This window comes from Micromonospora yangpuensis (assembly GCF_900091615.1).
Lineage (GTDB): Bacteria > Actinomycetota > Actinomycetes > Mycobacteriales > Micromonosporaceae > Micromonospora > Micromonospora yangpuensis.
In genome coordinates, this window is sequence record NZ_FMIA01000002.1 from 1775079 (window position 1) to 1798873 (window position 23795).

22 protein-coding genes and 1 pseudogene are annotated in these 23795 nt (G+C 70.5%); 16 read left to right on the forward strand and 7 right to left on the reverse strand.

Annotated elements, in window-relative coordinates; all coding sequences use genetic code 11:
- Window position 1: 1 nt before the first annotated feature.
- Window positions 2–1030: a LacI family DNA-binding transcriptional regulator gene (locus tag GA0070617_RS08215; RefSeq protein WP_091435419.1), complete on the reverse strand. Its 1029-nt coding sequence runs from the start codon at window positions 1028–1030 to the stop codon at window positions 2–4.
- Between the two features lie 248 nt (window positions 1031–1278).
- Here GA0070617_RS08215 and GA0070617_RS08220 point away from each other — a divergent pair, with 248 nt between their 5' ends.
- The 9 genes from GA0070617_RS08220 (at window position 1279) to GA0070617_RS08260 (ending at window position 11454) form a co-directional block, all read left to right on the forward strand.
- Window positions 1279–2559 (forward strand): ABC transporter substrate-binding protein, encoded by a 1281-nt coding sequence (locus tag GA0070617_RS08220; RefSeq protein WP_091435420.1) that lies wholly within the window; start codon window positions 1279–1281, stop codon window positions 2557–2559.
- Window positions 2559–3488, forward strand: a complete 930-nt coding sequence (locus GA0070617_RS08225) for a carbohydrate ABC transporter permease (protein WP_091435421.1) — start codon at window positions 2559–2561, stop codon at window positions 3486–3488. Before GA0070617_RS08220 ends, GA0070617_RS08225 begins: the two co-directional genes overlap by 1 nt.
- Before the next feature lie 263 nt (window positions 3489–3751).
- Window positions 3752–4531, forward strand: a complete 780-nt coding sequence (locus GA0070617_RS08230) for a carbohydrate ABC transporter permease (RefSeq protein WP_091446092.1) — start codon at window positions 3752–3754, stop codon at window positions 4529–4531.
- On the forward strand, window positions 4528–7020 hold the full coding sequence (locus GA0070617_RS08235; protein ID WP_091435422.1) for a glycoside hydrolase family 2 protein: 2493 nt from the start codon (window positions 4528–4530) through the stop codon (window positions 7018–7020). Before GA0070617_RS08230 ends, GA0070617_RS08235 begins: the two co-directional genes overlap by 4 nt.
- A 114-nt stretch (window positions 7021–7134) precedes the next feature.
- The gene (locus tag GA0070617_RS08240) at window positions 7135–9180 is read left to right on the forward strand and encodes an FAD-dependent oxidoreductase (protein WP_091435423.1); all 2046 of its coding nucleotides are present in this window, start codon (window positions 7135–7137) and stop codon (window positions 9178–9180) included.
- 160 nt (window positions 9181–9340) lie between these two features.
- On the forward strand, window positions 9341–9601 hold the full coding sequence (locus GA0070617_RS08245) for a hypothetical protein (RefSeq protein ID WP_091435424.1): 261 nt from the start codon (window positions 9341–9343) through the stop codon (window positions 9599–9601).
- Window positions 9602–9705: 104 nt separating this feature from the next.
- Window positions 9706–10500, forward strand: a complete 795-nt coding sequence (locus GA0070617_RS29785) for a hypothetical protein (RefSeq protein ID WP_139135620.1) — start codon at window positions 9706–9708, stop codon at window positions 10498–10500.
- Between the two features lie 103 nt (window positions 10501–10603).
- Window positions 10604–11008 carry a helix-turn-helix domain-containing protein gene (locus GA0070617_RS08255; protein ID WP_091435426.1) on the forward strand — a complete coding sequence of 135 codons (405 nt, stop codon included), beginning with the start codon at window positions 10604–10606 and terminating at the stop codon, window positions 11006–11008.
- Between the two features lie 35 nt (window positions 11009–11043).
- Window positions 11044–11454 carry a VOC family protein gene (locus GA0070617_RS08260; protein ID WP_091435427.1) on the forward strand — a complete coding sequence of 137 codons (411 nt, stop codon included), beginning with the start codon at window positions 11044–11046 and terminating at the stop codon, window positions 11452–11454.
- A gap of 121 nt (window positions 11455–11575) precedes the next feature.
- Here the strand turns inward: GA0070617_RS08260 and GA0070617_RS08265 are convergent, their stop codons facing one another.
- Window positions 11576–12511 carry an HNH endonuclease gene (locus tag GA0070617_RS08265; RefSeq protein WP_091435428.1) on the reverse strand — a complete coding sequence of 312 codons (936 nt, stop codon included), beginning with the start codon at window positions 12509–12511 and terminating at the stop codon, window positions 11576–11578.
- 290 nt (window positions 12512–12801) lie between these two features.
- Here GA0070617_RS08265 and GA0070617_RS08270 point away from each other — a divergent pair, with 290 nt between their 5' ends.
- A complete protein-coding gene (locus tag GA0070617_RS08270) occupies window positions 12802–13542 on the forward strand; it encodes a VOC family protein (protein ID WP_091435429.1) in 741 nt (246 codons plus the stop codon).
- Window positions 13543–13579: 37 nt separating this feature from the next.
- On the opposite strand, the gene GA0070617_RS08275 is transcribed toward GA0070617_RS08270, so the two are convergent.
- The 3 genes from GA0070617_RS08275 to GA0070617_RS08285 form a co-directional block, all read right to left on the reverse strand.
- Window positions 13580–13768, reverse strand: coding sequence for a DUF397 domain-containing protein (locus GA0070617_RS08275; protein ID WP_091435430.1), 189 nt, complete (start codon window positions 13766–13768; stop codon window positions 13580–13582).
- 154 nt (window positions 13769–13922) lie between these two features.
- The gene (locus GA0070617_RS08280) at window positions 13923–14111 is read right to left on the reverse strand and encodes a DUF397 domain-containing protein (RefSeq protein ID WP_091435431.1); all 189 of its coding nucleotides are present in this window, start codon (window positions 14109–14111) and stop codon (window positions 13923–13925) included.
- The gene (locus GA0070617_RS08285; RefSeq protein ID WP_091435432.1) at window positions 14104–14985 is read right to left on the reverse strand and encodes a helix-turn-helix domain-containing protein; all 882 of its coding nucleotides are present in this window, start codon (window positions 14983–14985) and stop codon (window positions 14104–14106) included. The genes GA0070617_RS08280 and GA0070617_RS08285 overlap by 8 nt, the downstream gene beginning before the upstream one ends.
- Window positions 14986–15273: 288 nt before the next feature.
- Between GA0070617_RS08285 and GA0070617_RS08290 the strand changes: the two genes are divergently transcribed.
- From GA0070617_RS08290 to GA0070617_RS08315, 6 genes and pseudogenes are all read left to right on the forward strand, one after another.
- Window positions 15274–15600 carry a DivIVA domain-containing protein gene (locus GA0070617_RS08290; RefSeq protein WP_091446094.1) on the forward strand — a complete coding sequence of 109 codons (327 nt, stop codon included), beginning with the start codon at window positions 15274–15276 and terminating at the stop codon, window positions 15598–15600.
- A complete protein-coding gene (locus GA0070617_RS08295) occupies window positions 15597–15848 on the forward strand; it encodes a hypothetical protein (RefSeq protein ID WP_091435433.1) in 252 nt (83 codons plus the stop codon). The genes GA0070617_RS08290 and GA0070617_RS08295 overlap by 4 nt, the downstream gene beginning before the upstream one ends.
- The gene (locus tag GA0070617_RS08300) at window positions 15794–18034 is read left to right on the forward strand and encodes a hypothetical protein (RefSeq protein ID WP_091435434.1); all 2241 of its coding nucleotides are present in this window, start codon (window positions 15794–15796) and stop codon (window positions 18032–18034) included. Before GA0070617_RS08295 ends, GA0070617_RS08300 begins: the two co-directional genes overlap by 55 nt.
- A gap of 19 nt (window positions 18035–18053) precedes the next feature.
- Window positions 18054–18968 carry a DNA-processing protein DprA gene (locus GA0070617_RS08305; protein ID WP_091435435.1) on the forward strand — a complete coding sequence of 305 codons (915 nt, stop codon included), beginning with the start codon at window positions 18054–18056 and terminating at the stop codon, window positions 18966–18968.
- A 443-nt stretch (window positions 18969–19411) separates the two neighbouring features.
- Window positions 19412–19699 carry a phosphoribosyltransferase gene (locus GA0070617_RS31390; RefSeq protein WP_229688092.1) on the forward strand — a complete coding sequence of 96 codons (288 nt, stop codon included), beginning with the start codon at window positions 19412–19414 and terminating at the stop codon, window positions 19697–19699.
- 173 nt (window positions 19700–19872) lie between these two features.
- Window positions 19873–20088, forward strand: a pseudogene (locus tag GA0070617_RS08315) (pyridoxal phosphate-dependent aminotransferase); the annotation flags it as partial.
- Window positions 20089–20096: 8 nt separating this feature from the next.
- Here GA0070617_RS08315 and GA0070617_RS08320 read toward each other — a convergent pair.
- Window positions 20097–21647 carry an ABC transporter substrate-binding protein gene (locus GA0070617_RS08320; RefSeq protein WP_139135621.1) on the reverse strand — a complete coding sequence of 517 codons (1551 nt, stop codon included), beginning with the start codon at window positions 21645–21647 and terminating at the stop codon, window positions 20097–20099.
- Complete coding sequence (locus GA0070617_RS30455; RefSeq protein ID WP_091435437.1) at window positions 21644–23707, reverse strand: hypothetical protein; 2064 nt, start codon at window positions 23705–23707, stop codon at window positions 21644–21646. Before GA0070617_RS30455 ends, GA0070617_RS08320 begins: the two co-directional genes overlap by 4 nt.
- Window positions 23708–23795 lie beyond the last annotated feature (88 nt).

Here is a 23795-nt window from a genome sequence, read left to right on the forward strand (position 1 = left end):
TTCAGGGCACTCCGGGGGTACGCGGCGGAGCGGTGCTGCCGCGCGGGGTGAGCCGGGCCGTCTCGTCCTGCACCCCGGTGCCGGGCCGCCCGGCGATGACGGCGAGCAACTGCCGGGCCGCGTACGCGCCGAGGGCGGGGATGTCCCGGCCGAGGGCGGTCAACGGCGGATGCACCAACTTGCACAGCGGGGAGTCGTCCCAGGCCACGATGGACACGTCGGCGGGGACCGCTAGCCCCATCTCCTGGGCCACCGACAGCCCGGCGATCGCCATCACGTCGTTGTCGTAGATCACCGCCGTCGGCCGGGTGGCCGAGCTGAGCAGCCGTCGGGTGGCCCGCGCCCCCTCCTCGCCTGTGTAGTCCGACGAGACCGTCGCCGCGTCGGTCAACCCGAGTCGCCGGCACACCTGCTCGAAGGCCTCGGTCCGGGTCCGGGTGTGCAGCAGTGACGGCAGTCCGCCGACCCGGGCGATCCGCCGGTGTCCGAGCGCGACCAGGTACTCGACCGTCTCCACCAGGGCCGCCGCGTCGTCGGACCAGACGTGCGCCAACCCGCCGGTGTACCCAGGCCCGCCGATCACCACCGCCGGCAGCTGCAACTTCCTCAGGGCGGGCACCCGGCGGTCGTCGGTGCGCAGGTCGCAGACGAGCACCCCGTCCACCCGGCGTTCGGCCCACCACCGCCGGTACACCGCGATCTCCGCGTCCGGGTCGGCCACCACCTGCAGGGTCAGCGCGTACGACCGGGCGGAGAGTTCAGCCTCCACGCCACTGATCAGCTCCATGAAGAACGGCTCGATGCCCAGCGTCCGCGCCGGCCGGCACAGCGCCATCCCGACCGCCTCGGCGGTGGCGCCGGAGAGCGCCCGGGCGGCGCTGCTGGGGCTGAACCCGATCTCCGTGGCGATGGCCAGGATGCGTTGCCGGGTGGCCTCGGAGACACCGGGCTGGCCGTTGAGGGCGTACGAGACCGCACCCTTGGACACCCCGGCACGCCGGGCGACGTCGGCGATGGTCGGCCGCTTCACCGGCGGGTCCCTTCCCTCGGCCCCCCGTGGGGCTCCTCGATGCGCGCCGTCGGGCGGCGGACCTCCACGCTACCGCGCCCGCCGGTCGGCATGATCCACCAACCCGGACCCGCCAACGTGCCCGGCGAGACGGCGTTCCATCGACCGTTGACACTCCCGGGGGTGGCCCGTACGGTGGCTTCACTTATCCGGTTCAGTCGACGTCTCTCGATGCGGGAGGCGTCCTCACGAGCGCGCGGAGGAACCCGATGACACCGTCCTGGACTCGATGGGCCCGCGCGGTCGCGGTCGGCGCGATCAGCCTGACCATGGTCGCCGCGTGCAGCGGCAGCAGCACCACCGGCGGCTCCGGTGCCGGCGACAAGGTCACCCTGCGGATCAACTTCTGGGGCGACTTCGGCCTGGACCAGCTCAAGACGAAGTACGAGGCCGCCAACACCAACGTCCGCATCGTGCTCAACTCCGGCGAGTACAACGCCCAGCACGAGGACCTGCAGAAGAAGCTGGTCGCCGGCTCGGGCGCGCCCGACATCGCGGCGATCGACGAGGGCTTCATGGTCCAGTTCCGCAGCCAGGCCGACCAGTTCGTCAACCTGCTGGACAAGGGCGCCGCCTCGTACGAGAGCAAGTATCTGCCCTGGAAGTGGAAGCAGTCGCTGTCGGCCGACGGCAAGACCCAGATCGCGCTCGGCACCGACGTCGGCGGCCTGGCCATGTGTTACCGCTCCGACCTGTTCGCCGCGGCCGGACTGCCCACCGAGCGGGACCAGGTCTCCGCCCTCTGGCCCACCTGGGACCGGTTCATCGAGGTCGGCCGGGACTACACCGCCAGGAGCGGCAAGAAGTTCATCGACTCCGGGACGAACCTGTTCAACCCGATCCTCGGTCAGCAGCCGGTCGGCTTCTACGACGAGCAGGACCAGCTCCGGATGGAGGGCGGACCCAAGGTCGCCTTCGACTACACGATGCGGGCCCAGCAGGCGGGAATCTCGGCCAACCTGACCAGCTTCCAGACCGACTGGAACCGGGGCTTCACCACCGGCGCCTTCGCCGTACTGGCCTGCCCGGCCTGGATGCTCGGGCACATCAAGGAGACCGCGCCGACCACCGACGGCAAGTGGGACATCGCGGCGGTGCCCGGCGGAGGCGGCAACTGGGGCGGCTCCTTCCTGACCATCCCCAAGCAGAGCAAGAACCCCGACGAGGCGTACCGGCTGCTGGAGTGGCTGGTCCAGCCGGAGCAGCAGATCGAGATCTTCAAGCAGGTAGGCAACCTGCCCTCCCAGCCGGGCCTCTACACCGACCCGGCGATCACCGAGTTCACCAACCCGTTCTTCGGTGGCGCTCCGGTGGGGCAGATCTTCCCGAAGATGGCGCAGGGCCTCACCCCGCAGTACCTGGGACGGCGCAACGGCCCCACCCGGGTCGCGGTGGAGCAGGTGATCGGGCGGGTGCAGAACAACAGCCTCAAGGCCGACGCCGCCTGGGCCGAGGCGGTCAAGGCAGCCGAGAAGGCCGCCACCTCCTGATGAGCTGGCGCGACCGGCTGTACCGTCTCGACACGCGGTACACGCCGTACCTGCTGATCGCTCCGTTCTTCGTACTCTTCCTGGTCTTCGGGCTCTTTCCGTTGCTCTACAACGGGGTGGTGTCGCTGCGCCACTACCGGCTCGACGACCCCGACCGCACCGGGTGGGCCGGCCTGGAGAACTTCACCCGGCTCGCCTCCGACGGGGACTTTTGGAACGCGCTCTACAACACCATGGGCATCTTCCTGCTCTCGACGGTGCCGCAGCTGCTGCTGGCGCTGGTCGTGGCCGCGCTGCTGAACCGGAAACTGCGCGCCCGTACCTGGTGGCGGGTCGGCTTCCTGGTGCCGTACGTGACCCCGATCGTCGCCTCCACCCTGGTCTTCGGGGTCTTCTTCTCCCGCGACTACGGCCTGGCCAACTGGGCGTTGCAGGCGCTCGGCCTCGGCGACCCGGCCGCCCCGATCGACTGGCGGGCCAGCAAGCCGGCCGCCTGGACGGCCATCGCCACCATGGTCAACTGGAAGTGGATCGGCTACAACGCGCTGCTCTACCTGGCCGCCATGCAGTCCATCCCGCGCGACGTCTACGAGGCCTCCGCGTTGGACGGGGCCGGGGTCTGGCGGCAGCTCTGGCGGATCACCGTGCCGATGATCCAGCCGGTGGTGATCTTCACCGTGGTGCTCTCCACCATCGGCGGGTTCCAGCTCTTCACCGAGCCGATGCTCTTCGAGCTGAACTCCCAGCAGGCCACCGGCGGCGCGAACGGCGAGTGGCAGACCATCGCCCAACTCATCTACCGGGTCGGTTGGAAGGACCTCAACCTCGGCTACGCGGCGGCGATGTCCTGGGCGTTGTTCCTGATCATCCTGGTCGTGGCCGGCGTCAACTCCTGGCTGACCAACCGACTCTCCGGAGGCCGACAGTGAGCGGTGACGGCCCGGCTCCGCGCGGGCCGGCAGTGAGCGGTGACGGCCCGGCTCCGCGCGGGCCGGCAGTGAGCGGTGACGGCCCGGCTCCGCGCGGGCCGGCAGTGAGCGGCGACCGATCGACAGCACGCCGACCGGTGGCGGGCGCGCCGCCGCCCGTCGCGGCCACCGGCCGGACCCGCCGGGCCAGGGCGGCGGCGGTCGGCCGGGCGCCACAGGACACCCCGGCCGGCCTCGGCACGTACCTGTTGCTGGCCACCTCGATGCTCTTCGCCGCGTTCCCGCTGTACTGGATGTTCGTCATCGCCACCAGCACCGACGAGGCGTTGGCGCAGATCCCGCCGACCGTGGTGCCGGGCAGTCAGTTCGTCACCAACATCCGGGAGGTCTTCGCCAACCAGGACGTGTTCTTCCTCGCCGGCCTCATCAACAGCGTGATCGTCTCGACAGTGGTGACCGCCTCGGTGCTCTTCTTCTGCTCGCTGGCCGGGTTCGCCTTCGCCAAACTGCGGTTCCGGGGCAGCCGGGTGCTGCTGCTCTTCGTGATCGTCACGCTTACCGTGCCGAACCAGCTAGGCGTGGTCGCCCTCTACATCGTGATGGGCCGGCTGGGCTGGAACGGCACCCTGCTCGCGGTGATCGTGCCCGGCCTGGTCACCGCCTTCGGGGTCTTCTACATGCGGCAGTTCATCGTCAACACCGTCCCCGACGAGCTGATCGAGTCCGCCCGGGTGGACGGGGCCAGCACCATCCGCCTGTACTGGAACATCGCCCTGCCGGCGCTGCGCCCGGCCCTGGCGGTGCTCGGCCTGCTCACCTTCGTGGCAACCTGGAACGACTACCAGTGGCCACTGATCACGTTGAGCGGCACCGACTTCCCGACCTCCATGGTGGCCGTCTCCGACCTGGCCGCCGGCAACTACGTCGTGTACCGCCGGGTACTCGCCGGTGCGTTCGTGGCGACCGTGCCGCTGTTGGTCATGCTGGTCATCGGCGGGCGGCAGATCGTCCGAGGAATCATGGAAGGCGCGGTGAAGTCGTGACCCAGCGAACCCTGCACGACGGCTGGACCCTGCACGCCGTGCCCGACACCGGCCCGGTCCCGCCGGAGAACACCGGACGGAAGATCCCGCCGGAGAACACCGAACGGAAGATCCCGACTGAGCTGCTGGGCCGGGACATCCCGGCGAGTGTCCCCGGTTGCGTGCACACCGATCTGCTCGCCGCCGGGCTGATCGACGACCCGTACCTCGACGACAACGAACTGCGGCTGGCCTGGATCGGGCGCACCGACTGGACGTACCGGACGGTCTTCGACTGGCAGCCCGGCGACGACGAGCGGGTCGACCTGGTCTGCGCCGGGCTGGACACCGTCGCCACCCTCACCCTCAACGGCACCGAGGTCGGCCGGACCGAGAACATGCACCGCGGCCACCGGTTCGCCGTCCGGTCACTGCTGCGACCGGGCCGCAACACCCTGGAGGTACGCCTCGACTCCGCCTACCGGTACGCCGAGGCGCACCGCGACCGCCTCGGCGACCGGCCGAACGCGTACCCGGAGCCGTTCAACTTCATCCGGAAGACGGCCTGCAACTTCGGCTGGGACTGGGGGCCGAACGTGGTCACCGCCGGCATCTGGCAGCCGATCGGCCTGCACGGCTGGTCGGTCGCCCGGCTGGCCACCGTCCGCCCGGTGGTGACGGTGACCGGCGACGCCGGCGGCGGTGCGGTGGGACGGGTGGAGGTGCACGCCGCCATCGAGCGGACCGCCGGGGTGCCGCTCACCGTCCGGGCCACCGTCGCCGGGGTCACCGCCGAGGTCACCGTCGCCGCCGGGCAGGACAGCGCCGTCGTGGCGCTCACCGTCACCGACGTCCGGCGCTGGTGGCCCCGGGGGTACGGCGACGCACACCGGTACCCGCTGACCGTGACCCTGCACGACGCGGCCGGCGCGGTCCTGGACGACTGGTCCCGGCGGATCGGCTTCCGCAGCGTCGCGCTGGACACCACGCCCGACGCGCACGGCACCCCGTTCACCCTGGTCGTCAACGACCAGCCGATCTTCGTCCGGGGAGTCAACTGGATCCCCGACGACGCCTTCGCCGACCGGGTCACCCGCGAGCGGCTGGCCCACCGCTTCGACCAGGCGATCGGGGCGAACGTCAACCTGCTGCGGGTCTGGGGCGGCGGCCGGTACGAGTCCGACGACTTCTACGACCTGGCCGACTCCCTCGGGCTGCTGGTGCAGCAGGACTTCCTCTTCGCCTGCGCGGCGTACCCGGAGGAGGAGCCGTTCCGTTCCGAGATCGCCGCCGAAGCCGCCGAGCAGGTGACCCGGCTGGCGGTGCACCCGTCGCTGGTGCTCTGGACCGGCAACAACGAGAACATCTGGGGCTGGCACGACTGGGGCTGGCAGGAGAAGTTGGGCGAGGCCACCTGGGGGCGCGGCTACTACCTGGAGCTGCTGCCCCGGATCGTCGCCGAGCTGGACCCGACCCGCCCGTACTGGCCGGGCAGCCCCTGGTCGGGGCGCGAGGACGTGCACCCCAACGATCCGGCGCACGGCACCACGCACATCTGGGACGTCTGGAACACCCACGACTACACCAGGTACCGCGAGTACGTTCCCCGGTTCCTGGCCGAGTTCGGCTACCAGGCACCCCCGGCGTACGCCACCCTGCGTCGGGCGATCTCCGACGACCCGCTCGCCCCGGACTCACCAGGCATGGCCCACCACCAGAAGGCGGCCGACGGTGACCGCAAACTCCAACGGGGCCTCGACGCGCACCTGCCCCCGGCCACCGACTTCGACCGGTGGCACTACCTGACCCAGCTCAACCAGGCCCGCGCGATCCAGCTCGGGGTGGAACACTTCCGCTCCCACCGGGGCATCTGCATGGGCACCATCGTCTGGCAGCTCAACGACTGCTGGCCGGTCACCTCCTGGTCGGCCGTCGACGGCGACGGCCGCCGCAAACCCCTCTGGTACGCGCTGCGCCGCGCCTACGCCGACCGGCTGCTCACCGTCCAGCCCCGCGACGGCGGACTGGCCCTGGTCGCGGTCAACGACACCGGGCAACCCTGGTCGGCCCAGGTGACGGTCACCCGCCTCACCCTGGCCGGCGAGCCCCGGGCGAAGACGACGGCGGAGGTGGCGGTGCCGGCGTACTCGGTGTCCACGGTGCCGCTGCCGGCGGAGCTGACCTCTCCGGACTCACCGCGCGCCGAGCTGCTGGTCGCCGAGGCGGGCGACACCGCCGACCGGGCCCTGTGGTTCTTCGCCGAGGACCGGGACATCAACTGGCCGACGGCGGAGTACGCCGCGACGGTCGAACCGGTCGACGGTGGCGTCCTGGTCCGGATCACCGCGTGCAGCATCCTGCGGGACCTGACCCTGCAACCGGATCGCCTGCACCCGGACGCCACCGTCGACGACGCCCTGCTCACCCTCCTGCCCGGCGAGACCGCCACCCTCACCGTCCACACCCCCGTCCCCCTGGACCCCATCCCCACCCTCCACACCATCAACTGAGGTGTAAGGAAGGGCCCCCTATTAACGGATTTGGTAGAGAAGGGTTCCCCGCTCACCAACGGCTGTTAATAAGGGGCCCTTCCTTACCTGCGGGTGGGGCGGGACAATCGATTGATGTCCACTGTGTTCGGTCGTCGGCAGTTGTTGCGGCTCGGCGGGGCCACCCTGGTCATCGCCGGTACCGCCGGGTTCCACCAGCCGACCCAGGCAAGCACCGGCCGGCCGGCCGGGTTGGCGGAGTTGGCCGCCGGCACCGTCACCGCCGACCTGGTCGTCTACGGGGCCACCTCGGCCGGCATCATGGCCGCCGTGCAGATGCGCCGGATGGGGCGTACCGCGTTGATCGTCGATCCGGGCGGGCACGTCGGCGGGCTGACCACCGGCGGGCTCGGGTACACCGACAGTGGGACCAGCGCCGCCATCGGCGGCCTCGCCGCCGAGTTCTACCGCCGGGTGCACGCCCACTACGCCGGCACCCCGGTCACCCCCACCGCACCGATGCGGCTGGTCTTCGAGCCGCACGTCGCCGCCGAGGTCTTCGCCGACCTGCTCACCGAGTACGCCGTGCCGGTCTACCTGAACGCCCGGCTGACCACGGTGCAGCGCACCGGTGACCGGATCACCGGGATCGTGACCGACAACGGGCAGCTCTTCACCGGGCCGATGTTCGTCGACGCCAGTTACGAGGGTGACCTGATGGCGGCGGCCGGCGTCACGTACACGGTCGGCCGGGAGGCCAACTCGGTGTACGGCGAGACCATCAACGGGGTGCAGCTGCGCACCGGGCACCAGTTCACCCTGCCGGTCGACCCGTACGTGGTGGCCGGCAGCCCGGCCAGCGGTCTGCTGCCCGGCATCTCCGTCGCCCCGGTCGCGCGCAACGGCAGCGGCGACGAGCTGATCCAGGCGTACAACTTCCGGATGTGCCTGACCCGCTCGGCCGACCGGATCCCGTTCCCCCGACCGGACGGCTACGACCCGGCCGACTACGAGCTGCTGCTGCGCTACGTGCAGGCCGGCTACCCCGGGCCGTTCTACACCACGCACAGCGTCGGCGGCGGCAAGACCGACTCCAACAACAACGGGGCGTTCTCCACCGACTTCATCGGCGCCAACCACGCGTACCCCACCGCGACCTGGGCCCAGCGGGAGAGCATCGTCGCCGCGCACCGGACGTACCAGCAGGGTCTGATGTGGTTCCTGGCCAACGATCCCCGGCTGCCGACGACGGTCCGGAGCGCGACGGCCGCCTGGGGCCTGGCCGCCGACGAGTTCGGCGCCACCGGCGGTTGGCCACCCCAGCTGTACGTCCGCGAGGCCCGCCGGATGATCTCCGGGTACGTGTTGACCGAGCGCGACTGCCGGGGCTCCGGCCAGGTGACCGACTCGGTGGGGCTGGCCAGCTACACCATGGACTCGCACAACTGTCAGCGGGTCGTCGTCGACGGGCAGGTCCGCAACGAGGGTGACGTGCAGGTCGGGGTGCCCGGCCCGTACCCGATCTCCTATCGCTCGATCGTGCCGACCGCCGGGCAGTGCGCCAACCTGCTGGTGCCGGTCTGCCTCTCGGCCAGCCACATCGCGTACGGCTCGATCCGGATGGAACCGGTCTTCATGATCCTCGGCCAGTCCGCCGCGACGGCCGCGTCCCTGGCCCTGGCCGCCGGTACGTCCGTGCAGCAGGTGGACGTGCCCGCCCTGCAGGCCCGGCTGCGCGCCGACGGACAGCTGCTGAGCTGGCCGCCCGGCGGTGAGGGCGCGATCGTCGTGGACAACGCCGCCCTCGGCGTCACCCGGGCCGGCACCTGGCTGGCCAGCTCGGCGATCGGCGGGTACCACGGCATCGACTACGAGCACGACGACAACACCGGCAAGGGCGTCAACCGGTTCCGCTTCACCCCGACCCTGCCGACCGCCGGGGCCTGGACGGTCCAGCTGCGCTGGACGGCGAACGCCAACCGGGCCAGCAACGTCCCGGTCGACATCACGCACGACGGCGGTACGACCACCACCGTCGTCGACCAGCGCGGCTCGGGTGGGCAGTGGGTGGCGCTGGGGACGTACGCCTTCCCGGCCGGCACCGCCGGCAGCGTTCTGATCCGCACCGACGCCACCGACGGGTACGTCGTCGCCGACGCGGCCCGTTTCGTCCCCGCCTGACCGGCGCTGGCGGGAACCGAACCCGCTTCCGGTTGAAGCAACGCCGCCCCGGCACGGGCAGCCTGGATGTTTGTACTCTGGTTGAGCTGTGTGAAGCTTGCCTTCCTGGTACTTTGGTACCTGGGTACCTTGGGCCCCAGTCACCGCAGGAGGGAGCGTCGTGGCAGCCGCCGTCACGCCGATCAAGGTTGACTCAGCGACCGACCAGTTGATCTCGCATGCCGCGCACTTCCTTGGTCGTTCGAAAAAGAGCATCGTCGACGATGCCATCCGTGAGTACATCGAGAATCACCGCGTGGAGATCCAGGAAGCAGTCGGTAGTGCGCTTCGTCAACTAGATGGATCTACCGCGAGTTCCGTCGCGCTGTTGACCGGAATGTCACGCGACGAGCTGGACGAAACTGGTGGATTTGTCGAGTAGTTGGATAACTATGGGCCCAGCTATCCGCTGCCATGGTGCGGATAGCTGGGCTTTTCCTGTGTCCAAGGGTCGGACTGCTGTGGCGGTACTCTAAGCTCGCTCCGGTGAGCGAGTCGAGTCGATCCTTTGTCAGACCAACCAAGCGATGCCTTGACGATCTTGAGCTTCGCTTCCCTCCTCTTGAGCAACCCCTGCACGATCTCAAGGACCCGGTGGTGGCAAAGTCGCAACAGGTGCCTCAGGAGGTCGCGGCGGGTGGAGCGCAACGGATCCGCGCCATCGAGGATCGAATCTGGTTCAAGGTGAAAGTCGGGCCCTGTCGCGGCGCGGTGACCGAGTTGGCTGGTTCAGAGGCTCAGCCCGCCGAGATCACTGAGGCATCAGCATGGTGGTGGCTCGGTGCCGCTGGCCGACGGCAGGAGGGTAGCGGCACCGATTTCTACCGTGCGCTGGCCGACGAAGTGAGCCGTGCTGGTAGGGGATCGGGCAGAACCCAATCCGGTCATCTTCTCCCCGCCGCAGTGGACATCAAACGGTTGAGGGCCGAGCTTGCCGTGCAGTTGACCATGGGTATCAAGCGGGTCGTCCGACAGCTTGTAGCGGGATCGATCAGAACGGGACGAACCTCGACTGTGACCCTCAGTAGACACCGGATCTCTGCTCTCGTCCGAGCGCAGGACGAGGAGGCGTACCTCGCCATCACGGCGGAGGGGTTCATCGACCCCCGATTGCTGGCGGTGATTCTGGCATCGGTGCCTCACCTGACCGAGCAGGACTGGATTCCAGAACCCAAAGGAGTTTTCGGCATTCACCCGGAGATGGGACAGATTGTCTACTCGGCGTTGATTCCACCAGTAGTGCAGGCTGAGATTCTCGACGAACTTGTCGATGATCAGTGAGTCCACGCCGACATCCTCAACCAGGAGTGACAGGCTCGGCACCCTCGCGAAGTCGTAGGTAGGTGATTGGTCCCGGTGTTGGAAGAGTGGGCAGAATGGTCGGGTGAGCAGGGCGGTCGAGCAGACGAACCGGGCGATGCTGCGGGCCCGGGACGCGATGGACCGGGCGTACGCCGACCCGCTCGACATCCCCGGCCTGGCGAGGATCGCGTACGTCTCCGAGGCCCATTTCATTCGGACCTTCCGGGCCGCCTTCGGCGAGACGCCGCACCGGTACCTGCAGCGGCGTCGGGTGGAACGGGCCATGTACCTGCTGCTGCACACCGGGCAGGACGTCACCGAGGTGTGTCACGCGGTCGGCTTCAACAGCCTCGGCACGTTCAGCCGTACCTTCCGGAAGATCGTCGGGGAGTCACCCACCGGGTACCGCAGCCGGCGGACGGCACCTTCCGCGCCTGTGCCGAGTTGCTTCACCAAGGCCTGGACGCGCCCGAGCAGTTTTGGATAAGCAGCAGGTCACAGCCCTGACCTAGCGTGTGGGGCATGACGATGAACATGATCAGCCGCTCCCAGATCTTCGTCCTCGACCAGGACGAGGCGCTCGACTTCTACGTCGGCAAGCTCGGCCTGGAGGTGACCCTGGACCTGGATCTCGGCTTCATGCGCTGGCTGACGGTCAACCTGCCCGGCGACACGCGCGAGATCCTGCTGGAGAAGCCCGGCCCGCCCAACCTCGACCCGGCCACCGCCGAGCAGGTCCGGGAACTGCTCACCAAGGGCGCCGCCGGTGGGTTCCTCTTCATGACCACCGACGACGCCCACAAGACGTACGAGGAACTGGTGGCCAAGGGCGTCGAGGTCACCGACGGGCCGACGGAACAGTCGTACGGCATCGACTTCGGCATCCGGGACCCGTTCGGCAACAAGATCCGCATCGGCCAAATGTCCACCTGAAAGGAAGGGCCCCTTGTTAACGCTTTCTGTATAGGAAGGGGCCCCTCCAAACGAGAGGGATGGGTGGGCGACCCGGCGGGATCCGGGCGGGGGAGGAGGGAGGGGGCGGCAGCGTGCTGCCTCACGCCGGCCGGAACACCTCGTCCAGGTGCCACTCCAGGAACTCGCGGTGTGGCCGGTCCCGGCGAGCCTCGGGTACGGCGATCGTGGCGCCGGCCCGGGCATAGAACTGCTCACCGTTGCCGAACTCCGCCCGCAGGCGCGGACTGACCATGAGTCGATGTTTCGGGTCGACGCCCAGGTATCCATGGTCGAACAGAGTGTGCACATCGGAGCGGAGCAGCAGTCCGTTATCCAACCGGTGCTCGCCGCCGGCTGGTAGCGGCCTGATGTGCGCGGCCTGGAGCACCGGCTGGATCCGGTCGCCGGTGATCGCGCACCGCCGTCCGTAGGCATTCAGCACCACCGCCTTGAACGACTGCTGGCCCAGCCGGTTCGGGACCAACCGAGGATCGCCGTACACCGGTCCCGGTCGGTGCCACGACCCGTCGAGGTCGACCTCGACGGTGGCGCCGAGCAGGCGTCCGATCAACACCTCGAAGTAGCCCGAAGCTGCCTGGCTCGCGACGTCATAACCTTTGCCCTGTACGACATTCGGTGCGAACTCCGGCGGTGGTGCCGCTGGCTCGTCGGGCGGAAAGAAGACGGTGTCGCGGATGAGGACGCACCCGATCAGCGGATCCTCGTCGAGCGCGAGAGGCGCCCGACGGTACCGGCCGACGAGCCGACGCATGTCGGCCAGGTTCGTCACCCCGTTGCCTTCTCCGAACAGGTCCCATGCCTCGGAGATTCGTAGCTGGGCGAAGCCACTGAAGAAGCCACCGCCCACCACGCTGTTGTGCGGGTGGTGGGTCTTGAAGAAGAAGGGTTCTGCCGGGGAGAGCGCCCGGAACGCCCGAGAGCCTGCGGGACGCCAGAAGTTCACCTCGGTGAGGTGCGGTCGGGACGCCAGGAACCGGAACCAGTCGCCGTCGGTCACCCCGACATAGGCCTTCACGCGGGCATTCTGCCCGATGGAAGTGTGCCGCGTCAGCCCTCGTCGCCCAGCTCGGCTTCTCCCCGGCGCAGCCGAGTCAGCAGCCCTTGCCCTGGCAGGGCACCGTCCTTGGCTTCGGATACCCGCCGGCTCCCTCTGCGACCACGCCCCCGGCGACGGCTCCCCGCGAGCAGCACCAGCAAAGGCTCAGCCACACCTGACCCGGTCCATCAGTCCGGCACGCGCCGCCGCCGGGTACGCCCGAAGCACCCGGCACACGCCGGAGTCGCACCGGCTCTAGCATCGTTGACATGGCGACCCGGCTGGTGCAGATCAACATGAAGGCTCGGGACGAGGCCGCGCTGGGCGGGTTCTGGGCGGCGGCGCTCGGCGGCTGGGAGGCCTCCATCGAGGAGCCCGGCGTGATCAACCTCGAACCCGGGGGCTTCACCTATCCCGACCCGTCCGCCGTCTGCGTCGACATCGTCGTCTCCACCGAACCCAAGACGGTGAAGAACCGGGTACACGTCGACCTGGCCACCGGCTCGGTGGAGCAGCAGCGGGAGTTGGTCGCCCGGCTCACCGGGCTCGGCGCGCGGCCGGTGGACGTGGGCCAGGGCGACGTGCCGTGGACGGTCATGGCCGACCCGGAGGGCAACGAGTTCTGTGTCCTGGAGCCCCGACCGGCCCACCGGGACACCGGGCCGATCGCCTCGGTGGTGGTCGACTGTGCGGATCCGCGCGCGATGGCCCGTTTCTGGGGTACGGCGACGGACTGGACCGTGCACGAGGTGACCGACGGCGGGGCGGCGCTGCGCTCGGCCGCGGGCGTCGGCCCGTACCTCTGGTTCGTTCGCAGCCCCGATGCCAAGAGCGGGTGGAACCGGGTCCATCTCGACGTCCGCCCGTACCCGGGTGACGAGCTGGCGGCCGAGGTGGCCCGGCTCCGGTCGCTCGGGGCCACCGTCGTCGACCTGGGCCGCAGCGACATCCCGTGGCAGGTCATGGCCGACCCGGAGGGCAACGAGTTCTGCGTGCTCACCCCGCGCTGACCCGCGCGATCGTCTTCGATCGGGGGAGGGTCAGGCGCTATCGCTTGGTGTGACGGGTGAAAGTCGCCCAGGCGGTGGGGGTGAAGGTGAGTGCCGGTCCTGCCGGGTCTTTGCTGTCGCGTACGGCGACGATGCCGGGCAGGTTGTCCGCTACCTCCACACACTCGCCGCCGTTGCCAGCGCTCCGGCTGCTCTTGCGCCACTGGGCGCCGGTCAGATCAGCCATGGTGTACCTCCCAGTCGTCGGGTCGTGCCAGTGGGGATGTCGTTCACTTCGATCGGCCGGTTGATCGACTCGGTTGGGCTGATATGGCGGTATCCAGCGCCTCCGGATACCGCCACATCGCTACAACCGTGTTGATCGAGGGCGCGGTCAGGCGTTATCGCTTGGTGTGACGGGTGAAAGTCGCCCAGGCGGCGGGGGTGAAGGTGAGTGCCGGTCCCGCCGGGTCTTTGCTGTCGCGTACGGCGACCACACCTGGCAGGTTGTCCGCCACCTCCACACACTCGCCGCCGTTGCTGCCGCTGCGGGTGCTCTTGCGCCACTGGGCGCCGGTCAGATCAGCCATGATGAACCTCCCCAATGATTTTCTCGATCAGTCGCCTCGATTGTTCCGGTTCGAGAGCCAGCTCATCAAGGCTCATCCAAACCTTCTCGTATCCGGCGAACTCCTGAGGGCGGTCGAGGTACAGCGCTCCTGTCCACGACTCGCTGTAGATGATCGGCGGTTCGGGTGTCGCCCGGTTGCCCGGCGGAAACTCCAGCATGACGAAGGTGCCAGCCTCCACTCCCCGATGAAGCCCCGCAGTCAGCGGAAGCACTCGGATCGAGACGTTCGGCCGCTCGCTCATGGTCTGTAGGTAGCGGAGCTGGTTCACCATGGCTGACCTGCTGCCGACGACACGCAGAAGCGCTGCCTCGGAGAGGATGAACCCGCAGCGAGGAGCAGGCGGCAAACGCCGACTCAACAGCGCCTGCCGCTGAAGCCGAATGTCGACAAGGCGTTCGCGCTCCTCGTCGCTGACCTCGGACCGGTGCTGGTACACCGCGTGTGCATAGTCCCTTGTCTGGAGCAGGCCCGGGATCATCGCGTCATAGAAGAAGCGAAGTCGGCTGGCGGACTGTTCCAGGCCCACGTACAGCTCGAACCAGTCGGGGATGGCGTCGCCGTAGGCGTGCCACCAGCCCTTCGCCTTCGTCTCGCTCGCCAGGGCGACGAGTGCACCGGTCAACTCCTGGCTGGCATCGTAGAGCTGGCACATCGCGCGGACGTCCACCCCGCGGACCGATCCGAGTCCACTCTCGATCCGCCAGACCTTCTGCCGGCTGCACTCCAGCGCGTCGGCCGCCCCGTCCAGGGTCACCCCGGCCTCGGTGCGCAACTGCCGCAGCGCCCGGCCGAGCTGCCGTCGCGGCACCGTCGAGCCCATATCCTCCACCAACGATCACGCCTCCTTCCAAATTTTTAACATCCGGAACAGCTCCTCCGGAATGCCTAACCGTTATCCAGAAATAAGTCAAGAATCGGCACCAAAAATCGTTGCGCCAATGGTGGTCGGGCCGCAGGATGGCTCTAGCGCGGCAGTCTGGGACCTCCCCGGTCCCGGCCGTCGCACCCTTCTCTCGTCGTCCTGACCAGCGGTTCAGGCATCTCCTTACTGATCCTGAAAGGGGTTGGTGGCCTCGTGCGCCCATTTCTTAGGCGGGCAGTGGAAGTTGGCTTCGGTGCAATTTCTGCTCTCTGGGAATCCCACGAGAAATCCGTCCGGCACCGCCACGAAAGTTCAGGTCAGGAAAGACCGTGCGGCACGCCGTACCGGAGTGTTGCGGGTGGGCGGTTGCGGCCCTGGCAGGTGCGGGACCGGCTGTTCACCCCGCGTGGCCGGCACGGGGTGGACGCCGCCGAGGTACGCGCCTTCCTCGACCGGGTCGCCGACGACCTGGCCGCCTGCTACGCCGAGGTGGCCGCCACCCACGAGCGGGCCGACCGGATCCGCGACGCCCTACGCGAATGGCAGAGCGAGCAGGCCCGCCGCGCGTTGGCGAGCATCCGGTGAGCGAACGGTTCGTGGCGCACCTGCCGTTCACCGCCGCCGACCTGCCGGCCGCGCGGCAGTTCGCCGGGAGCCTGGCCCGGTCGGTGAACTTCTGGTCCGAGGTGGACGCGGGGGAGACCACGGTCTCCCTGGAGGACGAGCAGTGCGTACATCATCGGGTCTTCTGTGACCTGCCGCTCGGCGGTGGCCGGCGGTGCGCGCGGCGCGTCCAGCACGGCGGGCCCTGCTCGGCGCGGCCGTCGTGGTGAGCGACCGGGCCACCGTCGTGGTCTGCGCGGAGTGCGACGGCAGCGCCGTCCGCGTCGATCCCTGCCGCTGCACCCGCTACGGCGACCGCTTCCTCGCCGCCGACGAGCCGCCGCGAGCCGCCGACGACCCGCCGCGAGCCGCCGACGAGCCGCCTCGAAACACCGACGAGCCGTCGCGAGCCGCCGATGAGCCGGCCCGCGCCAGCGCTCAAGCCGCGTACCGGGATTGTGTGGTGTGTCGGAGGATCGGGCAGGTCGCCGGGGCGTGCCAGCACTGCCGGCGGACCGGGCGGCGGCGGGCCGAGCTGGTGCTGACCGTGGCCAACCTGGACACCGGCGCGGTCGCCTCGCACCGGCTGCGGCCCGGCGGGCTGGCACCCCGACCGGACCGCGCGGCCGGGTGGGTGGTCGACCTGCCCGCCCGGGTACGCGAGCTGGCCGCCACCGTCGGGGTCGCGGTCACCGGCGACGGGCCCGCGCCGGTGGTGCTGCCCCAGCAGTGGCGGCCCGACCTGCCGGCCGAGCAGCGATACGTCCTGGAGGCGCAGGCCCTCGTCGCCCGCGACCGGGTGCCGTGGTGGGTGCTGACCGGCCGGTCGGACGCCCCGCCCCCGGTCGACCCGGCGGCCCGGCTCGCCGAGCTGTGCGCCGTCGCCAACCTGCTCCTGCTCGACCTGGTGATCGAGGTACGCCGGCAGGCTGGCTGGTCCACCTGGGACATCCGGTACGAGGTGCCCGGCTCACCGGTAGGCACCGGGCTGACCGGGCGCAGCGCCGACGGTCTGCCGGACGCCCTGGCCCGTACCGACGTGCGCCGGGCCCTGGACGGGCTCGCCGCCCGGGGGCGCACCGCGCCGGCGTACCTGCTCCGACCCGAACTGCCCGCCCAGCGTGGCCCGCTGCGCCCGGTCCCCGTCGACCTCGACGAACTGGAACGGCGCCTGCGGAACCCGGCCCTTGGCGGCTCGGCCGCGGGCGGCTCGGCCCTTGGCGGCTCGGCCATCGGCGGCTCGGCTGTCGGTGGCGAGCTGCCCGGCGCGCAGGCGATCTGGCGGGACCACCGCTGGTGGCACACGAGTCTGTGCCCGGACGCGCCGGTCGAGGAGCTGACCGAGGACCCGACCGGGCAGGTGATCCGGCGGGTCCGGGTGCCGCTACGCCGGGACACGCCGCCGCCCCCACCGGCCTGGCAGGGCGAACCGGTGCCGTGGCGGCCCTGCCCGGACTGCGTACCCGGCACCCGGCTCTGCGCCTGCCTCTGCACCCTCGGCGGACGCCCCGCCGCCCCGGACTGCGCCGCCTGCTCCGGAGCCGGCCGGGCCCCGTCGGTGCTGAGCTGCCACACCTGCGGCGGCACCCACCGGCTGTATCGGACCCTGACCGTCACCCTCACCGACCTGCGGCACCGGGTCATCCACCTGGCCTGGCACGCCGGCACCCCGGAGCCGGCCCCGCTGGTCGCCACCCAACCCGGCGGCCGGCCGGTGGTCCAGCTTCCCGAGCGGTACCGGCTCGCCGCCTGGGCCAGCATCCTCGGCGTACGCCCGGACGACCTGACCGAGGCCGACGGCGGCTTCGAACTCACCCAGGACCTGCGCGACGGGTACGTCACCCTGCCCTCGTCGGTCGCCGACCCGGTCACCGAACACCTCGACGCGGCCGGCCCGGGGCTGCCCGCCGGACGGCTGATCGTGGCCGCCGTCCACCCCACCGTCCCGCCGGTCGCCGAGCTGATCCGGCACGCCGTCGGCCTCGACCTGGCGTGCGTGATCCAGGTCTGGGACCTGCGCGCCAACGCCGGTGACCCGCTGCGGATCCGCGGGCGGCGCTGGTCGGTGGAGCTGCTGCCGACCCCGGTCCGGCCGACCGTCGACGACGTGCCGTACCACCCGAGCGTCGAGGCGGCCGTCGCCTACTGCCTGGAGTACCTCGACACCGCCTACGACCGGGCCGTACCCGTCGACCCGGAACAGCCGCTGCCGGCCCCGGCCTCGGCGGCCCGCCCGCTGCCCGCCGACCCGGTGCCCGCCCTGGAACGCCTCGCCGCCGGCCACCCCGGGCAGGTGCTCACGGTCGCCTTCACCCGCGCCGGCTGCGTCGTGCACCACCACGACGACGACCAGGTACGCCCCCTCGCCCACGCCCCCGACCTGCCCACCCTCCTCACCACCCTCCGGCTGCCCTGAGCTGGGTACGATCAGGGCCATGAACCGGGCAACGGCGGAACGGGCGGCGCTGGTCGCGCTACTGCGACAGTCCGATCTGAGCTGGTCCGACGCCGCCCACGACGTTCAGGAGGCCGGCAGCGCGCTCGGCGTGCTCGGCCGGGTCGTGGGCCGGGCGGACACGCTCTTCCCCGACACCCGGTCCGTCGACGCGTTGGTCGAAGCGGCCGCCGGTGACCTTGCGGCCTGGGAGGCCGGAGGGATCACCGTGCGGGCCTTCTTCGACGACGACTATCCCACCCAGCTTCGCGACGTCCGGGAGATGCCGCCGCTGCTCTTTACCCGAGGAGACCTGCGGCCCGATCTTCGCGCCATCGCCGTGGTCGGCAGCCGCGAGGCCAGCGACCGGGGCCTGGAGATCGCCGGATCGGTGGCGACCTCGCTGGCCCGCCGGGACGTGACGGTGGTCAGCGGCCTGGCCAAGGGCATCGACACAGCCGCCCACGAGGCCGCACTCGCCGCTGGTGGACGTACCGTCGCGGTGATCGGCACCGGTATCCGTCGGCACTACCCGGCCACCAACCGCGCCCTCCAGGAACACATCGCCGAGGTGGGACTGGTGATCAGCCAGTTCTGGCCGGACGCGGCCCCGACCCGGCAGAGCTTCCCGATGCGCAACGCTGTGATGAGCGGTTACGCAGCCGCCACCGTAGTCATCGAGGCCGGTGAACGCAGTGGAGCCCGGGTCCAGGCCCGGTTGGCCCTTCAACACGGCCGTCCGGTGGTGCTGACCGGCCAGGTGATGAGGCACGACTGGGCACGCTCCTTCGCCGACCGGCCCGGGGTCCACGTCGCACGAGGCACGGCGGAGCTGGTGGAAGCGGTCGATGCGATCCTCGACCGGGTCCCGGCCGCCGCCGAACTGGAGGGCTTCCCTGAGTTCGCCAGCCTCTGACCCGTGGTCCAGGATCCAGGCTTACGTCGAGACCCAACGAAACTTCCTGCGCAATCCGATGCCCGCTGAGCAGTGGATCTGCCCGGTCTGTCGGGGTGTGCGTACCTCCGGTTTCGACCTCTGCTATCCCTGTCAGGAGCAGCACACGGACGCCGGGGGCCTGCTGGCCGATGTAGTCCTGCCGATCTCGTACTCACCGCGGTTCGGCCAGCATCACCACCACCTGCGTTCGTACAAGTCCTCCCCGGCGCCTGCTCAGGCGAAGTGGAATCTCCTGGCGTTGCTGTTGCTCTTCCTGCGAGAACACCTCGACAGTGTGGCCGGGAGGCTCGGCGGCATTGCCCACGCACCTCGTCGCTGTGCCCAGCACGCGGGGGAGGCCCGGCCTGCATCCGCTCCAGGAACTGGTCGGAGGGCGTCTTCGACTGCCCTGGCTCGTCGCCGTGCCCAATCGCTACGGGCCCGACGCTCGGCACTTCCAGCGCGACTGGTTCACCGTGCGGCTTCCCGATCGCAGCGGGAAGGTCCGGCCGCTGGTGCTCGATGACACGTGGACCACCGGATCCCGAGCACAGTCGCTCGCACACTCGCTGAAAAGAGCTGGAGCCAGCTCGGTGGGGGTCGTTGTGCTCGGACGGCATGTCAATCCTGATCACGCGGCATCCCGGCCATTGCTGAAGGCGATCGAGGAACCGGTGTTCGACTTTTCGATCTGCGCTGTCGAGCGGTAGGAGCGGACCTGCATGAACGGTGTGCCCCATGGATTCCCGGACGGCGGGAATCCGCTCGGTCAGCTCTCCCTGGACCAGCTCCGGCCACGGACCAGCTTCAAGTGGCGGGAGTACCCCGAGGACGTACTGCCGCTCTTCGTGGCGGAGATGGACGTACCACTGGCCGAGCCGGTCGCGCGGGCGAGGCGACCTACCTCGCCTGGCTGGACTGCCGTGAGCTGGGCCTCGGCGACGACCCGGCCGCCGCCTTCCTCGACCGTGGCCGGGTGGCGCTCAACCCCGGCCCGACCTTCGGCACCGGCGGTGCCGGCCATGTGCGGCTGAACCTCGCCACCGCCCCCGAGATCCTCACCGAGGCGGTACGCCGGATGGCCGCCGCCGTCGGCTGAGCGTCGGCTCAGTCCTCGCCGGTGACGTACGGCCGGGTGGTGGGGGTGGTGGTGGCCGGGATCTCGATGATCGGCACCCACTTGCCCACCGGGTCGGCCAGCCGGTCGGCGGTGAAGCTGAGCGTGCCGCCGGCGCCCGGCACCTCACTGCCGTTGTTGAGGTTGAGCAGTTGACCGCGGACGTTGCCGGCCCGCGGCACCTCGTCCGGGGGTATCTGCCGGGCCACCAGGCGGATCGCCTTGACCGCGGTGGCCATCGCGTCGTGGTGGGTGAGCAGGTACCCGTCGGTCAGCGCGCCCGGTTCGCCGAACTGCTCGCTGCGGAAGGCGGTCAGGAACGGCGGCAGGCCGTCCGGCACCGGGCCGGGTGGCTGACCGACCGAGGTGAACCAGGACGGGTGGACGGAGGCGGAGTTGACGATGGTGATCCGAGCCTCGGTCAGGGTCGGTGCCAGGCCCGCCAGGTCGGCCAGGCCGGTCGCGCCCACCATGATCGAGATGGGGTCCCGGCAGCGGCGACCGGCCAGGGACCGGACGAAGTCGTCCAGGTCCAGCGCGCGGCCGGCGTACAGGATGAGGTTGGGTCGGGGGGTGATGCAGACGCTGTCCCGGATGGTGGCGAAGAGCTGGGTGCGGTTCCTGGTGTCGGCCGCGCCGAAGAACGACTTGGCGTCGACGGTCAGGTAGCCGTCGAGCTGCGTCTCGTAGGCCCGGCGCAGGTCCTGGACGTAGAGGTCCGGCTCGGAGTCGTCGTAGACCAGCATGCCGGCCCGCAGGTCCGGGTGTTCGTCGAGGTAGCGGCTCAGGGCGCGTACGTAGTCGGTGTCGCTCGGTGAGGCGCGGACGAAACCCTTGATGTCGCGGAACTCGTCGGTGGTGGCGATCCCGGCGACCATCGGCAGGTCGCTGTCGGAGTCGGAGAGGTGCCGGGCGGCGTCCCGGGTGGCGACGATGCTGGTGCCCATGCCGACGACGGCGACCAGCGGGGTCTCGTCGTCGGCCATCGCCTCCAGCTTCCGGACCACCGGCAGCCACTGCGCCTGCCGGCTGCCCGGGTTGGCCAGCACGAGCTGGATCAGCGGGGACCGGTCGTCGAGGTCCGGCGAGTGGTTGGCCCGCCGCTGCGCCAGGTAGGCGCCCTGGACCGCGTGCCGGACCTGGGCGGCCGTCATGAAGCTCTCCGTCGTGGCGGTCATCGGGGAGAGCAGGGCAACCCGGACGTACCGGTGCTCGTCCGGGTCGGCCCGCCACTGCTCGTGGACCCAGTCGTTCTCCCGGTCGATGGCCTGCTGGACCGAGCGTAGATCGGCGCTGAAGGTCCAGGCGGCGGCGTCGGTGAGCACCCCGACGCACTCACCGTCCACCCTGCTCAGACCGGACCGCAGGTCGCCGCAGGCGGTGACGACCCGGTGCGTCACCAGCACCCCGGCGGCGACCACCGCGACCACCGTCGCCAGCACGGCGGCCGTGCGTAGCACCGTGCATGTCCGGGGCACCCGGGGAGAAAGATAGTTCACCGGTACGTCGGCCACCGGGCTGACGCCGGATCGGCTGTTCACCGCCATAGGTCCGCCAACGCCTTGTGTCGGGTCGCCTCGGCGACCAGCAGGGATCGGTCGTCGGGGAACTGCAGGGCCACCGCCCGGAAGTCCCGCTTGATGTCGTCGTGCAGGTCGGCCCGGTGCCGGCCGGTGAACGGGTCGGCGGCCAACCACAAACCGGCCAGCAGCCGGGTCACCCGACCGAGCCGGCTGTCCGGCTCCGCCCCGGTCGCCCGCGCCAGCCGGTACGCCTCGTCGGCCGGCGGCACCGAGTGCGGCAGGTTCGTCGGGGCCTGCGCCACCGCCCGGAGCGTGGCCAACCAGTCCGCCACCTGGCCGAGCCTGCCCAGGGCCAGCGCATGGTACAGCTCACCCACCCGGTCACCCTGCTCGGCGCACTGGGTCCTGAGCCGGCCGTGTACCTTCGCCCAACCGTGCTGGGCCTGCGGACGCCGGGCGGCCAGCCGGCGCAGCAGCAGCCGGCGCAGCGGCGGTGGGCCGATGTCGGCGTACCGGGTGTCGGCGGGGTGTACGTCGGCGTGTCGGCTGTCGGCGTGCCGGGCGTTGCCGGACCGGCCGTCGGCGTGCCGGGCGTCGGCGTGCCGGACGTTGCCGGGTCGGGCGTTGGTGGGCCGAACGTTGGCGTCGCCGTCGGCGTCGTCCGGCCAGAGCTGGGCGAGCAGGGCGCTCAGCTTCCCGGTGTACCCGTCGGGGGTCAGCAGGCCACTACCAACCGCCAGCGTCATGGCCTGTTCGACGGTGCGTGCGGCGGCACAGGTGGTGAGGGTCTCCACGTCGTCGTCGGGGAACGGGTCGCCGTCGTCGAGCCCGAGCAGGTGCCGGCTGATCCGTTCCTCGATGGTGCACTGCACCCGGTCGGTGTCGTCAGGTGGCGGTGGCTCCCGGCGGGCCAGCACCACCCCCAGCTCGTTGCCGCCGGCCGGCCAGGAGGACACCTCGGCGGCACTCGCCAGCAGCAGGCTGACCGCCGCCGGATTGCCCTGGGCGAACTGCTGGACCTGCAACGGCAGCCGACGGTCCAGGCTCGGGTGCGCCGTGCTGACCTGCTGCACCACGTCGGTGTCGGTGAGCCGGGGCAGTGCGTACCGCGCCCACCGGGGCCACTGCCGGGTGCCCGGTCCCGGGCGGCGCAGCAGCAGCGGCTCGTCGGACTCCAGGATGCGCTGCTCGGCGGTGCCGAAATGCTCGCCGAAGGGTTCCCGGGCGGTGGCCACCACGGCCAGCGGGTCACTCTCCCCGGCGGCACGCAGCCGGACCAGCTCGGTCAGGAAGTGCCGGCCGAGACGGGTGTCGGCGTTGTCGAGCAGCACCACGCAGCGCGGCAACCAGGTCCGGCGCCGACGGCGACCGAGACCGGCGACCAGATCGGCGCGGAACGCCGCCCAGAGCAGCTCGTCGCGCTGGCGGGCATTGTTGCCCAGGTTGGGGCGGCGGTGCCACTGGTTCAGCTCGATCAACGTCTCGACCGCCGGGCGACGGTGACTGCCCTGCGTGCCGTACCACTTCTGGGCCCGACCCAACACGAACGGGCTGCTCCACCGCCACGAGGCGAGTCGACTGACGAGGGTGGCGAGGATCCGGGGGACCAGGCTCAGCGGGGCCTGGACGCTGGCGGGCAACCCGGCCGGCAGGTTGCCTGCGCCGTCGCGCAGCGTGGTCACCAGGTTGTCGATGCCCCGGTGGGTACGCAGCAGGGCATTGATCTGCCGGCGGGCCCGCTCCCGGTCGTGCAGGTCCAGGCTGGCGTTCTCCATCACCAGCTTGCCGACGGCCAGCCGGGGGAAGCGCAGGGTGCCGTAGAGCGGGCAGGGTCGGCCGAGGTGGAAGGCGAGCGCATACAACACCTCGGGGGTGCCGGTGCGGCCCGTGGCGGCCAGGTCGACATGCGCGTAGGGCACCCGTCCGTCGAGCAGCCCGGTCAGCGCGGTGAGCAGCGCCGACTTGCCGCCACCCCGGTCGGCCTCGAAGACCAGCACCGGCGGTGCCGGACCGTCGGCCGGACAGGACATCACCTCGCGTACCAGTCCGACGGCGTGCCGCCGGCCGAATATGGTCACGACCCCTCCCCCCGAAGGCCGCCATGGTTGGTGCCACCATGCTCGGTCCACCCGGGGCGGACGTGCAGTCACCTGACGGACACCCGAG